At 50.1% G+C, this 13,200-nt stretch carries 13 protein-coding genes; 5 read left to right on the forward strand and 8 right to left on the reverse strand.

Annotated elements, in window-relative coordinates; genetic code table 11:
- Window positions 1–197: 197 nt before the first annotated feature.
- Window positions 198–1,745, forward strand: coding sequence for an alpha-glucosidase (locus Q7T66_RS01630; RefSeq protein ID WP_304931507.1), 1,548 nt, complete (start codon window positions 198–200; stop codon window positions 1,743–1,745).
- A gap of 73 nt (window positions 1,746–1,818) precedes the next feature.
- Here Q7T66_RS01630 and Q7T66_RS01635 read toward each other — a convergent pair whose 3' ends face one another.
- Both Q7T66_RS01635 and Q7T66_RS01640 read right to left on the reverse strand, forming a co-directional pair.
- Window positions 1,819–2,385 (reverse strand): hypothetical protein, encoded by a 567-nt coding sequence (locus Q7T66_RS01635; RefSeq protein WP_304931508.1) that lies wholly within the window; start codon window positions 2,383–2,385, stop codon window positions 1,819–1,821.
- Between the two features lie 11 nt (window positions 2,386–2,396).
- Entirely contained in the window at window positions 2,397–3,020 is a 624-nt protein-coding gene (locus Q7T66_RS01640; RefSeq protein WP_304931509.1) for a hypothetical protein, read from the reverse strand.
- A 361-nt stretch (window positions 3,021–3,381) separates the two neighbouring features.
- On the opposite strand from Q7T66_RS01640, the gene Q7T66_RS01645 reads away from it, so the two are divergent.
- A complete protein-coding gene (locus Q7T66_RS01645) occupies window positions 3,382–4,323 on the forward strand; it encodes a sensor domain-containing diguanylate cyclase (RefSeq protein ID WP_304931510.1) in 942 nt (313 codons plus the stop codon).
- Between the two features lie 6 nt (window positions 4,324–4,329).
- Here Q7T66_RS01645 and Q7T66_RS01650 read toward each other — a convergent pair whose 3' ends face one another.
- A complete protein-coding gene (locus Q7T66_RS01650) occupies window positions 4,330–5,043 on the reverse strand; it encodes a YceI family protein (RefSeq protein ID WP_304931511.1) in 714 nt (237 codons plus the stop codon).
- A 165-nt stretch (window positions 5,044–5,208) separates the two neighbouring features.
- On the opposite strand from Q7T66_RS01650, the gene Q7T66_RS01655 reads away from it, so the two are divergent.
- Window positions 5,209–5,844: an SRPBCC family protein gene (locus Q7T66_RS01655; protein ID WP_304931512.1), complete on the forward strand. Its 636-nt coding sequence runs from the start codon at window positions 5,209–5,211 to the stop codon at window positions 5,842–5,844.
- A 120-nt stretch (window positions 5,845–5,964) separates the two neighbouring features.
- Complete coding sequence (locus Q7T66_RS01660; protein ID WP_304931513.1) at window positions 5,965–7,044, forward strand: hypothetical protein; 1,080 nt, start codon at window positions 5,965–5,967, stop codon at window positions 7,042–7,044.
- 98 nt (window positions 7,045–7,142) lie between these two features.
- Here Q7T66_RS01660 and Q7T66_RS01665 read toward each other — a convergent pair whose 3' ends face one another.
- Together Q7T66_RS01665 and Q7T66_RS01670 are read right to left on the reverse strand one after the other, a co-directional pair.
- Window positions 7,143–7,568 (reverse strand): organic hydroperoxide resistance protein, encoded by a 426-nt coding sequence (locus tag Q7T66_RS01665; RefSeq protein WP_304931514.1) that lies wholly within the window; start codon window positions 7,566–7,568, stop codon window positions 7,143–7,145.
- Window positions 7,569–7,721: 153 nt separating this feature from the next.
- Window positions 7,722–8,177: a MarR family winged helix-turn-helix transcriptional regulator gene (locus tag Q7T66_RS01670; protein ID WP_304931515.1), complete on the reverse strand. Its 456-nt coding sequence runs from the start codon at window positions 8,175–8,177 to the stop codon at window positions 7,722–7,724.
- Between the two features lie 251 nt (window positions 8,178–8,428).
- Between Q7T66_RS01670 and trmB the strand changes: the two genes are divergently transcribed.
- Window positions 8,429–9,145 (forward strand): tRNA (guanosine(46)-N7)-methyltransferase TrmB, encoded by a 717-nt coding sequence (gene trmB / locus Q7T66_RS01675; protein ID WP_304931516.1) that lies wholly within the window; start codon window positions 8,429–8,431, stop codon window positions 9,143–9,145.
- 8 nt (window positions 9,146–9,153) lie between these two features.
- On the opposite strand, the gene Q7T66_RS01680 is transcribed toward trmB, so the two are convergent.
- From Q7T66_RS01680 to Q7T66_RS01690, 3 genes are all read right to left on the reverse strand, one after another.
- Window positions 9,154–10,338: a GGDEF domain-containing protein gene (locus tag Q7T66_RS01680; protein WP_304931517.1), complete on the reverse strand. Its 1,185-nt coding sequence runs from the start codon at window positions 10,336–10,338 to the stop codon at window positions 9,154–9,156.
- 145 nt (window positions 10,339–10,483) lie between these two features.
- Complete coding sequence (recQ, locus tag Q7T66_RS01685; RefSeq protein WP_304931518.1) at window positions 10,484–12,307, reverse strand: DNA helicase RecQ; 1,824 nt, start codon at window positions 12,305–12,307, stop codon at window positions 10,484–10,486.
- 9 nt (window positions 12,308–12,316) lie between these two features.
- Window positions 12,317–13,150: an undecaprenyl-diphosphate phosphatase gene (locus Q7T66_RS01690; RefSeq protein ID WP_304931519.1), complete on the reverse strand. Its 834-nt coding sequence runs from the start codon at window positions 13,148–13,150 to the stop codon at window positions 12,317–12,319.
- Window positions 13,151–13,200 lie beyond the last annotated feature (50 nt).

Consider the following 13,200-nt stretch of genomic DNA (forward strand, 5'->3'; position numbering starts at 1 on the left):
TCACCAATACTGTATATAAACACAGTATATCGATATCCTGCAGCGTTTGCTTATGCATACGAAGAGAAATTCATCTCATAATGCTGATGCGTCTGTGCATGATGATGGACCGATTATTATTGAGTGACTTATAAAATGCACTTGTGTAAACATTTGAATTTCCGGCAACTTTTTGGCCTGCAGCATATCGAAATTAAATGATCATTTATCAGGTTTATCCCCGCAGCTTCAACGACTCGAACAATGACGGCATCGGCGATCTGGCCGGTATCGAACAGAAACTTGCCTATATCAAAAGTCTGGGAGTCGACGCAATCTGGATCAGTCCATTCTTTCAGTCGCCTATGGTCGACTTTGGCTATGACGTGTCCGACTATCGTGCGATTGATCCAATATTCGGCACGATGGAAGATTTTCAAAGTCTGCTGAAACGAGCGAAGGCGATGGGTATCGGCATCATTGTGGATATGGTAATTTCGCACACGTCCGACCAGCATCAATGGTTCAAGGACAGCCGAGTTGGCAAGAACGGTCGCTCAAACTGGTATCTGTGGGCAAACCCGCAAGCAGATGGCAGCCCGCCAAACAACTGGGTTTCCGTATTCGGCGGCACTGCCTGGCGCTGGGATGCAGAACGGCGCCAATATTATTTCCATTCGTTTTTTTCCAGCCAGCCAGATCTAAACATGCACAACGCAGAGGTGCAGGAACAGATTCTGTCGGAGATGAAATTCTGGCTCGATATGGGCGTAGCAGGATTTCGTTTCGACGCCTGCAATCATATTTTTCAGGATCTGCAACTGCGCAACAATCCACCGCGGGAAGACGTCAGCGCGGCATTGCACCCTTACGGTTTTCAAGTGCATGTCTACGATCAAGGGCAGCCCGAGATGCTGCCCTTCCTGGCAAAAGTACGTGTCCTGCTCGACCAGTACCGTGCATTCAGCCTAGCAGAAGTCGGCGGCGTCGATCCAATCAAGTTGATGGGGCAGTACACACAAAAAGGCCGCCTGCACTCGGCGTACAGTTTTGCATTGATGCAGGCAGACAGTAGCGCGCAACGTGTGCGTGATGTGATTACGGAACTTGAACACAATATTTCAGACGATGGCACGGCTTGCTACGCATTGAGCAATCACGACAAGCCACGCGTCGTATCCCGTTGGGCGAATGGTCGTGATCGCACCCAGACCGCAAAGGAAATGTTGGCGCTACTGTTTGCCATGCGCGGCGACATTTGCATGTACCAAGGCGAAGAATTGGGCCTGCCACAAGCGGATGTCCCCTACGAACGCATACAGGATCCCTTCGGCAAATCGTTCTGGCCCAAGTTCAAGGGCCGCGACGGCTGCCGCACACCCATGCCGTGGAACAGCAAGCTGCATGGCGGCTTCAGCCGTGTCGAACCCTGGTTGCCAGTCGGTGACGAACACCGCGCCCTCAACATCCAAAAACAGGAAGCCGATCCAAAATCCGTGTTGAATTTTTATCGCGAAATTATCACCATTCGCAAGATCAGTCCGGCACTGATGAAAGGGACGATCGAGCTGATCGACGCACCGCATGGCGTACTCGCCTTCATGCGTCGCTGCGAAGAACAAGAGCTGCTGTGCCTCTTCAACATGGACGTGGTGGAAAAGCATGTGAACGCCTTGCCGCTGACTGACTTCATGTTCGGCCAAAATGCAATGGTCGATCATCACACTGCAGTATTGGGTGTAAATGGATTCTGTTTTCTCAGTTGATTGAATTCATTTGCAAAAAAAAGCATCGACGCATAGCCAAGCCTCGCGTCGATGCAACCGATTTTTTCAGAAATTATTTGGCTTTGACCGCATTCTGGAAATCTGCATCGCCAAACAGACGCGAAAGTAATTTTTTATAAAGGCTGGCGTATTGCATCAAGGCCGTTGGAATCGCTTCTGCACCCAAGAATACGGATGGCCATTCAGCGTACTCTTCTAACTCCTTTTCATACGCCACCTGGTTATCGCGGTTGACAGTAAATTTTGCTGCCAATGTACCTTTGCCAGTGCCTATCGGTGCTTCCAGCTCACTTTTGGTCAACTGACCGTTAATCACAATCGTGGAAGCAGGGTCAAACTTCCCGGCACTTACCAACTCCTGTTTAAGCGCATCTTTCAAAAATAAAGCGAAAGAATTATTCGGCGGGACTACTGTGCTGCCGCGTGCACTCGAAGTTTGATCCATGCTTACGGGCTTGCCAGCCGCCAAGGCAAACGTTCCGACATTTGCCGGCGCCATTTTGGACGCTTTCAATGTTTCGAGATTTTCTATTGAAGGCTGATAGGTAAGGGGCATTTGCATGCATCCCGTCAACATGGATGTAAGCAACGCGATAGAAACTAGTAAAAATTTTTGCATGATGGTTCCGATTATTTGAATGTAGCGTCAGTGGCAATATCGTTCACGCCATTCGTCACAATTTGGCGCAGCATGGTAGTTACTGCTTCGTCCATGGAAACAGGTTTACCCGCATTGGCCGGCACCTTGGCATTGCCCAGTGTTGTATGGATCGCATGACGCACGACTTTAGATATCTTTGGCGTGTTGCTGTCGGCTATGTAAACGACAGTACAGACATACCCGTCGGTTACCGATGATCCCGCCAGGCCGAATGTCAATCCGGTCACGAAGCCCTGACTTGCCGCATCGTCGGTCATCACCACGTTGTTCACAACGATACTTAACACTGTTCCATTTGCGACTGGTGTCGGGCTGACATCGGAGAACAATCCAGTGCTTTTCACAATATCGGTTACCTGAGATTTCAACTGGTTAGTCGCAACAGGATTCGATCCACTTTTTGTCTGAAACTCAAAAAGAAGTTGAACCGGCTTTGGCTCCGCAACTTTTTTCAGCTTTTCAGCAGGCACATCTTTGAGTGCAGTATCCACATAATGGGTTGCGCAGCCTGTCAGCATGAAAATACTTGTTGCACACACCAAGAATGACCGACGTGCATAGTTTGAAAACATAGTTTTTGTTGATTGACGCATTTATTACTCCCCTTGAAAAAAACCGCTCCGGTCCACAAACCGGAATTCGAATCCAAATCCACATGCAAACTGTTGTAGAAATGGTGGTGGCCTGTATCAGTAAATTATGTAGTTATGACCTCCCATCAAATGCAAAAAGATGGTGGTCGGACAGGCTACGAAGCTGCAGGAATTTATCATGCGTTGTTTTTTTGCCATATCCCATAAACTTGGGATACAGGCTGGCTTTTTTCAATTGACCGACTCAAGCCGCCGCCCCGCTCGCAGTTCACGCAACGTGATAAAGTTGCAGTGCAGCATATCCATCGCAACGCCCAAAAGCACTGCCAGCAAATAAACCATCACGAATCCACGCGACAAGATGTCAGACCTCTCGACTAAAAAACCTATTGATAGCGCGGTCTATCAAACCCTGCTCGAATCAACCAAAGCGATTCCATGGAAGATAGACTGGAAAAGCATGACCTTCGCTTATATCGGCCCGCAAATTGAAGCTTTGCTAGGCTGGACGCCGGAAAGTTGGGTCAGCGCGCAGGATTGGGCTGAAAGGATGCATCCGGAAGATAGAGAATGGGTGGTGAATTTTTGCGTGTCGCAATCCAAAGCCGGCACCGATCACGAAGCCGACTATCGTGCGCTCGGCAAAGATGGCAATTATGTGTGGATACGCGACGTCGTCCACGTAGTGCGTGACGCAGCTGGGGAAGTCGAAGCACTGATCGGATTCATGTTCGATATTAGCGAGCGTAAAAAAACCGAAGCCAAATTGATCGATTTGCAGAAAGAGCTGGAAGCACTTTCCTTCAAGGACGGGCTGACAGGCGTCGCGAATCGGCGCATGTTCGATTCCATCATGGCCGCAGAATGGGCGAACGCCAAACTCAATCATCAACCGCTATCCATCATCATGCTGGATATCGATTACTTCAAACAGTACAACGATCACTATGGCCACATACAAGGCGATGACTGCCTGCGACGTGTCGCGGCAATTTTGAGTTCAGCAACCCGCCGCTCGCGTGATTTTTTTGCGCGTTTTGGCGGTGAAGAATTCATGCTGGTGCTACCCGATACGGACGAGCCAGATGCAATCAATATTGCGGAGCGATGCCGCAGCTTGATCTGCAAGGAAAGAATCCCGCATGAAAAGTCAGAGGTTGTTCCTATGGTCACTGTCAGCCTCGGCGTTAGCACCATCATCCCAACTGATAAAGATGATCCGATCAGATTTATAGAAGAAGTCGACAAGCGTTTATATCAAGCCAAACAACGCGGCAGAAACTGTATTGCCAACGGCAATTAGCAATAACTAATTAGTTCTGTCGGCAACAATACGGAAGCGCAAATCCAGCCTGTCTTGCACCTGGATCGCACCGTTCAAAATCGAAAACGGCACGATGCCAAAGTCAGTTTGATTGAAATGCATTTTTCCGCTGATGACCAAGCCCTCGCTTGTCTTTTGTATGTCAGCAGGAACCTCGAAAGTGCGGCTAACGCCATGCAAGTTGATGGTTACAGTTAAAGCATCCTCTGCACGCTTGCGTTCAATATGAATCAGCGCAAGTGGAAACTGCGACGCGTTCAAAACCTTGTTCAACATATTGCGGCGCGTACCCTCAATATCGTCTTGAGTCGGTTGAGTAGTAAATCCCGCTTCCGCACGTAACGCAGCTTCATCAATAACAAGTTTTTCCAGTGGAACCGATAAGTCCGCCCTGCCGTCAATCGGCGACACAAACCCCGTAACATCATGACTTGCCACCACGTGATCGTGGCCGAATCGCGCAAATGCGCCTGCGCGTCTAACCTCCAGCACTAGCAAGGATTGCTGCGAGTTGACGCGCAATATCTTTTTACCCTGCGCTTCTGCCTGCAGGTAATAAGTATCCGAAGAATTATCAACAGGGGCAGTACTTTTTTCAGGCGAAAGCACGCGCGTCTCAGGTGCGCACGAGACAAGCAAAGTCGCACACAAAGCGAGCAAGCCTGCTTTAACCATTTGTTGAGATTTGCTTCGCTTCATTTTGTCCCCATCACTCATTTATCTACCCAATAACATTGTTCATCCAACATCTATACGTGTGGCTGCATGCTGGCGGAAAAAATGAATCCTTCTTTTAAACCTTGAGGGTTAATATAAACGAATGCAATTTTTTCCATTCCGCCTTTCTTCTACTGCGCCGAACATATGACAGACGGCAAACTGCATTCCGTAAAAGTGGGAATTGTAAGCATCCTGCTGCTGACATGCATAGTCACTGCGGAAAAAGCACACGCCGCAAACGAAGCAAATACCAAGCACTCATTTTCTGTCGAAGCCGCGCGTTCCGGCGATGCCATAAAAGTCAGCGTCCGCGCCACAGTCAAAGCGCCGCTTGCGTTGATATGGAGCACCTTGACGGATTACGATCACTTGGCGCAATTTATCCCGAGCATGAAAAAAAGCCGTTTGGTAGAACGGCTAGGCAATGTCGCCGTGATCGAACAATCCGGTTATGCGTATCTCTGGTTCTTTCATTTCCCGATAGACGTAACGGTAGAGGTAACCGAACATCCTTCTTTCGCGATTCAAGTTCGGCTACTCAAAGGCAATCTCAAGCGACTGGAAGGTCATTACGAAATCGAAAAGATAGGTGAAGATCTCTACGTCTTGCGCTGGTCGGGAACCATAGAACCGGGTATTGCGATACCTAGTTTTCTCGCGACCGATATGATGCGCAAGAATATCTCTGAACAGTTTTTGGGTATGGTGACTGAGATAGAACGTAGAGCCGCGATCACTGTACCTACCTCGCCGCACGAACAAGAAACGCCAGCTCGTTGATTAGCGCGTTACAAGGTCTATCCGCATCATCGTTTAAAATGCTGATTCAGTAGCAACATGTACGATCGTGAAGACTTCGTCTTGTACCGTAGCAGATGCGACTTCTAATACCTGAATTTGATGAGTTCCCCGATTACATCCAGCATTGCGCAAGAAACAAGCGACGCACTCGTGCTGAGCACAATCAGTGAGGACGCCATAGTCGCGGCAGAGAACCATCTGCGCGACGTTCTTGCCATGGCCATCGAATACAAGGCGCCGCATGCGGCAGTGATCGTATTCGATACCCGTTGCGAACTGGCTCTTGCGTTGACTGAAGCGTATAAACGCTGCCTGCCTACTGCGACCTTCATCGATTTCGATACGATATCGCCTGACGCGATACTCGCCGCCTTTGCTCAGCTTGCTGCGGATGATTTGGTGGTGTTGATTCAATCAACCAACTTCCGCCTCGAAGCTTTCCGCATACGTATAGAGCTTTTCAAGCGTTCGCTGAAGGTCATAGAACATCCACATTTGTCGCGCATGACCGGGCAACAAGCGCTGTATTACATAGAATCTCTGGCTTACGATCCGGCCTACTATCGCGGCGTTGGCCGTGCATTAAAAGCGCGTATCGATAGCGCCAGCTTTGGCGTGGTCGACAGCGGTGGCGAACGCCTAGTGTTTGGCTCGCCGTTTGAATCGGCAAAATTGAATATCGGCGATTACAGCGGGATGACGAACGTCGGTGGCCAATTCCCGATCGGCGAAGTGTTCACCGAGGCGCAAGACCTGGAAGCAGTCAATGGCCGCGTGCGTATTTTTGTTTTTGGCGACACTGCATTTCAAGTCAATCAACCAGAAAAACCTATCACTCTGGTCATCAACAAAGGGCGCGTAACGGATGTCGTCGACTCCACTCCCGAATTCGATCAAGTGATGGCAAACATACGCGCGGACGAAGGCGAAGTCTGGTTACGTGAGCTGGGCTTTGGCATGAACCGCGCCTTTTCTCAAACCAGGACGGTGTGCGATATCGGTACTTATGAACGCATGTGCGGCATTCATCTTTCGCTTGGCGCGAAACACGGTGTCTACAACAAGGCTTTGATCAAACGTTCGACTGCGCGCTATCACGTTGACGTCTTCGCGGTCACTGAGGCGGTTTATCTCGACGATGATCTTGTGTATAGCGACGGTGCGTGGCAAGTCGGATAACAATGCAAGTACGCGCAAGATATTTACGCAAAGACTATGTGAAAAAAGCGAACCTGCATTAGCAAGTTCGCTTTTTTATTTGATGTCTAGTTTGAAGATCAGACCAGAGTCAACGTCACATCGATATTGCCGCGTGTTGCGTTCGAATATGGGCAAACAATGTGTGCTTTTTCAACCAGCGCTTCAGCAACTGCGCGATCAAGACCTGGCAGAGAAATTTTCAATTCAACTTCAATCCCGAAGCCGGTTGGAATTTGGCCGATACCAACGTTGCCCTGCACATTTGCATCTGCAGGAAACGCGATTTTTTCACGTGCAGAAACAAACTTCATCGCACCCAAAAAGCAGGCCGAATAACCGGCAGCAAACAGTTGTTCCGGATTGGTGACTTCACCACCCGCGCCGCCCAATTCTTTTGGTGTGCCAAGTTTGACATCGAGTACGCCATCGGATGAAACAGCACGGCCGTCACGGCCACCAGTTGCAGTTGCTTGAGCGCGGTAAAGGACTTTTTCGATAGACATGGTATTTCTCCTGAAAGTTGGTTCATTAAAAATTCAGCGATTTGATTTTACCGGCTCGCCGCTGCACCGGATTAATATAGACAACTACTAAATAGCACACTACTTAAATCATATTTCTACAAATAATTCCTGCATCTATTACGTACAAATCATTTATGGGTTGCTTGCCAGCTTGGTACGCAGCGCAATCAACTGATCCTTCATTGCAATCACTTCATCCAGATTGCATGCAGTCGCACAAAAAACTTCATTCTGTATTTCTGCCGCTTTGACTCGCAACACATCGCCACTTTTGGTCAATGTGATGATGACCTGACGCTCATCATTGGCTGCACGAACTCGCGTAATCAATTCAGCCGCTTCCATCCGCTTGAGCAAAGGCGTCAATGTGGCCGAATCGAGGAACAAGCGTTCGCCGATATCCGACACCGTCAACTCGTTCTGCTCCCACAACACCATCATCACCAGATACTGTGAATAAGTGAGACCTAACTTCGGCAGCAATTTGCGATACACCTTGCTCATTGCCAGCGATGTCGAATACAAGGCAAAGCAAAGCTGGTTATCCAGTCGCGGAGTAAGGTCGGCTTTTGTTGTTTTCGATTTCATGGAAAGAATAATATATAGCGCGCTATTTAATTGCAAGCTATTTTTATAAATAATTTTGCGTTGGCTCGTATCGCGCCTAAAAGTAACTGCCAAACACTGCCAGGACTTTACAAATTATCTGTAATACGCTGGGAGTTTATGTCGCGCGGTACAATACACCCTGCAAGCGCGATTCGCCAGAACAGCCAAACCTTATGCGTTTGCATTACTGGCAAGCACGCATTTAATTTCCCGCATATAAGACATTCAGCATGACCGATCAGACAGCCGACGACGGCAAAAAACCTCTTTTCTACGACCCTACCGACCATCGCATACGCAGCTTCGTGACGCGTGCTGGTCGTCTTTCGACCGCGCAAGGCCGTGCGATTGAAGAACTAGGACCAAAATTTTTCATTCCCTACGTCAAAGCACCATTAATCATTGATCAAGCGTTTGAGCAGCCAGCACCTACGATTTTTGAAATCGGTTTTGGTATGGGTGAAACCACCGCGAAAATTGCTGCTGGCATGCCTGAAAAAAACTTCATCGGCGTGGAAGTCCATAACCCTGGCGTGGGCAGTTTACTCAAGTTGATAGGTGAGCAGGATTTAAAGAATCTGCGCGTCATTCAGCATGACGCGTTTGAGGTACTGACGAATATGATTCCGCCAGAATCTCTGGCTGGCGTGCATGTATTCTTCCCTGACCCATGGCACAAGGCGCGTCACAACAAGCGTCGTTTGATTCAACCGCCGCTGGTTGCTTTGCTTTCATCACGTATCAAAAAAGGTGGCTACATTCACTGCGCAACCGACTGGCAGGAATATGCAGAGCAAATGCTGGAAGTATTAAGCGGCGAAGCGACGTTAAAAAATACGGCGGATGCTTATGCGCCGCGTCCAGATTATCGTCCGGTCACCAAGTTCGAGAACCGTGGCATCAAGCTCGGTCACGGCGTGTGGGATCTGGTTTTTGAAAAACAATAAACTCGTTTTTATGAATGCGGAATGCTAACAGCAAGCATCTCCGCATCTTCATCGGCAACCACCCGATTACGTCCGCTGTTTTTTGCGCTGTACAAGGCACCGTCAGCACGTGCACTCAGGCGATCAAAACTTTCATCAGCACGCGCGGTCGCGATTCCGACGCTGATGCTGTAATGGCACTCGCCAAAACTTCCCGAGATCAGATGCTGCTCAGACTGCTCACGCAAGCGCATTGCAATTTTTATCGCAACGTCGGTATCGGTGTTCGGCAGAAGTACGCCAAATTCCTCGCCGCCCAATCTTCCCAGTGCGTCGCCATCCCGCAAGGAATTGCGCGTCACGCGCGTAAATTCTTTTAGCACCTCGTCGCCCCCTGCATGACCGTAGGTATCATTGATACGCTTGAAGTGATCCAGATCGATGACCAGCAGAGAAAGTGGCTTACCTGTTTTTTGCGCGCGCAAGAGTTGATCACGTGCAACCGCCTCCAGCCATTTGCGCGACAAGGCTCCAGTCATGTGATCATGATTGGCGGCATCCTCGACACTGGCCAGCATCGAATCATGCACCATCATGATGGCAGCCATGGTCATGGTCGGCAACGTCACCGCGCCGATAATCAACATCGCAACATTCCAGGCCGTGTCAAAGCTCAATATGTTCGTCGGTACAGCGACCGAACTGAAATACGCGCCTCGCAACAATTGGCAAACAGCGAACAGAATCGCAACCACGGCCGCAAACCAGTAATGGTAGGGGCGACGATTCAGCGGCCGATAAAGCACTAGTAAAATCGCCGTCGCCGTGCACACTGTCGCGCTGTAGGTCGTGATGACAATCACGCGCATTTGCACATGATTTTCCAGATAGGTCCAATACGCAATCGCTGCGGTTAAGGCGAGTATGGCCATTGTCAGCCATGACCAGCGTGGCGGCTGCCCTAAAAAGCGTGCACATCCAGCGTAGTAACAGGCTCCAGCGAGACCAAGCATCGCGTTCGCCAAAACAATCGAAATCAGATCTGGAATCGCACCGCGCAAAATCAGTAATGGCAATGCGATCACAATACAAATGTTTGCCACAAACCATTCGCGAATTCCTGGAATGCCTGTTCGCAACAGAGAGGCGAGCACCAGTATCATCGCCAGGCTAAACAAGGCTGTGGTTGCCAGAATAGAAATGAGTGTGAGCATGCGTGGGCATCAGGGAAAAGACGGTGCCCATATTGTAAACTTCAGCTGCCAGTATCGTCAGTCAGAAAAAATAGTGGTATTGATACGGACTTTTCTGAATCGCAAGGCAATGGTGATGCGATATAAACCGGCATCTTGAACGCGTTTACATTTCGGCAATCAAGGCCACGATATCAGCGCCATAGGTTTCGAGCTTCTTCTCACCGACGCCACTAACGCCGCGCAAATCATCCAGCGATGCTGGCTGTGCTTTGGCAATTTCACGCATGGTTGCATCGTGAAAAATCACATAGGCTGGCACGTTGTGGGTGCGTGCCGTTTCCATACGCCACCAACGTAAGCGCTCAAAAATGAGCTGCTCTTCTGCAGACAAATCGGTTTCAACAAAACCTTTCGGCTTGCTTGCTGTACGCTTGGATTTGACAGGCTTTTGATACTCGCGCAGTTGCACTTTCTCGCCGCCTTTTAATACGGGACGCGCCGCGTCTGTCAGTTTCAACGCGCTATACGCTTCATGATCGACGGTGACCAAACCCAGTGCAATTGATTGCCGCAAGATCGCGCGCCATTCGGCTTCGCTGCGATCCGAGCCTATGCCAAAAGTGGAAACCTGTTCATGGCCCCATTGCTTGATCTTGTCAGAATCCACACCGCGCAATACGTCCAGCACATGCATCGCACCGAAGCGTTGATCGACCCGATAAATCGTCGACAACAATTTCTGTACAGCGATCGTCGCATCGAATGAACGCGGCGGATTAATACAGGTGTCGCAATTACCGCAAGGCGCTGATGGCTGGCCAAAATAGGTGAGCAAGCGTTGACGACGGCAGTACAAGGTTTCGCACAAACCCAACATGGCATCGAGCTTGACGCCCTGCACGCGCTTGAAGGTTTCATCCGCTTCGGACTCATCGATCATGCGGCGCTGCTGCACCACGTCTTGCAAACCGTAAGCCATCCAGGCATTGGCAGGCGTGCCGTCACGACCAGCTCTACCGGTTTCCTGGTAATAGCCTTCTATGCTTTTCGGCAAATCCAGATGCGCGACAAAACGCACGTCGGGTTTATCGATGCCCATGCCGAACGCAATCGTCGCGACCATGACGATACTTTCTTCCCGCAGAAAGCGCGCCTGATTTTTACTGCGTATCGCGAAGTCCATACCGGCGTGATATGGCAAGGCATTGATGCCGTTTTCACGGAGAAATTCTGCAGTCTCTTCAACCTTCTTGCGCGACAGGCAATACACGATGCCGGCATCGCCTGCATGTTCGCTCTCGATGAAATCCAAGACCTGCTTGCGGCCGTTGGCTTTTTCTACAATCTGATAACGAATGTTCGGTCTGTCGAATGAGGACACAAACATGCGCGCGTCATCGAGCTGCAAACGATGTGCAATTTCTTCACGCGTTTGATGATCGGCTGTCGCCGTAAGTGCAATGCGCGGCACATTAGGAAAGCGCTCGTGCAATACCGACAGACGAATGTATTCAGGACGGAAATCATGGCCCCATTGCGATACGCAATGGGCCTCATCAATCGCGAACAAGGCGATCTTGCTTGCTTCCAGCATATCGAGGCAACGCGGCGTCATCAGACGCTCGGGCGCAACATACAGCAAATCGAGATCGCCGCTACGCAAGCGACGCTCGATGCGCGATGACTCTTGGAATGTTTGAGTGGAATTCAGAAATGCCGCGCGTACGCCAACCTCAGCCAGCGCATCAACCTGATCCTGCATCAAGGCGATCAAGGGTGAAATAACGACGCCGACGCCATCGCGTAACAGAGAGGGAATTTGATAGCACAGCGACTTGCCGCCGCCGGTCGGCATCAGGACGAGCGCATCACCGCCACGTGACACCAGATCGACGATCTCTGCCTGCTCGCCGCGAAACGACGAGTAGCCGAAAACAGATTCCAGTACGTGGAGCGCCTGTGCGCCCAGATCATCCTGCGGAGTCATTGCTTCAACTTAATCTGCCCACACAACCCAACCGTAGTGCGCACTCAGCAAGATGAACAAGCCGAACACGATGCGGTAGTACGCAAAGAAAGTGAAGTCATGCGTACTGATATAACGCAGCAACCAGCGCACACACAGGAAAGCTGAAACGAAGGCAGCCAAGCCGCCCAAACCAAATAATGGAATGTCGGACAGCGACAGCAATGCGCGATCTTTGTAGACGGAATAAACCGTCGCGCCCATCAAGGTCGGAATCGCGAGAAAGAATGAAAACTCGGTCGCCGTTTTGCGCGACAAGCCGAACATCATGCCACCAATAATGCTGGCGCCGGAGCGGCTGGTGCCCGGGATCAGGGCAAACGCTTGCGCGCAGCCGACTTTAAGCGCATCCATCACTGTCATGTCATCTACCGATTGCACGCGCTCTGCGACTACGCGATTTTTATTCTGGCGTTCTACCCATAGAATAATGAAACCACCAACGATGAAAGCAATCGCAACCGGCACCGGCGCAAATAATTTTTCCTTGATCGCCTTCGCGAACACCAGACCCAGCAGCGCAGCTGGCAAAAATGCGACGATGATATTCAACGCAAATTTTTGCGCGCGCGGTTCGCTGAACAAGCCGCTCAAGACTGCAGCGATCTTTACGCGATATTCCCAAACCACAGCCAACATGGCACCGGTTTGAATCGCGATCTCAAACACCTTGACCTTGGGCCCGGTGAAATCCAGCAAACTACCGGCAAGAATCAAATGGCCGGTGGAAGAAATAGGCAGGAATTCTGTCAAACCTTCGACGATGCCCATGATGATGGCTTTGAGCGCGAGAACTGGATCCATGGAATATTTAAGCTAGAAAAGGGTAATAAAAAAACCCGCCGGTGGTTACG

The organism is Herminiimonas sp. (assembly GCF_030655415.1).

Excerpts from the sequence above, each read along its gene's own strand:
- Q7T66_RS01630 (WP_304931507.1), top strand. The coding sequence starts at position 198 with ATGATCATTTATCAGGTTTATCCCCGCAGCTTCAACGACTCGAACAAT.
- Q7T66_RS01635 (WP_304931508.1), bottom strand. The coding sequence starts at position 2,385 with ATGCAAAAATTTTTACTAGTTTCTATCGCGTTGCTTACATCCATGTTG.
- Q7T66_RS01640 (WP_304931509.1), bottom strand. The coding sequence starts at position 3,020 with ATGCGTCAATCAACAAAAACTATGTTTTCAAACTATGCACGTCGGTCA.
- Q7T66_RS01645 (WP_304931510.1), top strand. The coding sequence starts at position 3,382 with ATGTCAGACCTCTCGACTAAAAAACCTATTGATAGCGCGGTCTATCAA.
- Q7T66_RS01650 (WP_304931511.1), bottom strand. The coding sequence starts at position 5,043 with ATGAAGCGAAGCAAATCTCAACAAATGGTTAAAGCAGGCTTGCTCGCT.
- Q7T66_RS01655 (WP_304931512.1), top strand. The coding sequence starts at position 5,209 with ATGACAGACGGCAAACTGCATTCCGTAAAAGTGGGAATTGTAAGCATC.
- Q7T66_RS01660 (WP_304931513.1), top strand. The coding sequence starts at position 5,965 with ATGAGTTCCCCGATTACATCCAGCATTGCGCAAGAAACAAGCGACGCA.
- Q7T66_RS01665 (WP_304931514.1), bottom strand. The coding sequence starts at position 7,568 with ATGTCTATCGAAAAAGTCCTTTACCGCGCTCAAGCAACTGCAACTGGT.
- Q7T66_RS01670 (WP_304931515.1), bottom strand. The coding sequence starts at position 8,177 with ATGAAATCGAAAACAACAAAAGCCGACCTTACTCCGCGACTGGATAAC.
- trmB (WP_304931516.1), top strand. The coding sequence starts at position 8,429 with ATGACCGATCAGACAGCCGACGACGGCAAAAAACCTCTTTTCTACGAC.
- Q7T66_RS01680 (WP_304931517.1), bottom strand. The coding sequence starts at position 10,338 with ATGCTCACACTCATTTCTATTCTGGCAACCACAGCCTTGTTTAGCCTG.
- recQ (WP_304931518.1), bottom strand. The coding sequence starts at position 12,307 with ATGACTCCGCAGGATGATCTGGGCGCACAGGCGCTCCACGTACTGGAA.
- Q7T66_RS01690 (WP_304931519.1), bottom strand. The coding sequence starts at position 13,150 with ATGGATCCAGTTCTCGCGCTCAAAGCCATCATCATGGGCATCGTCGAA.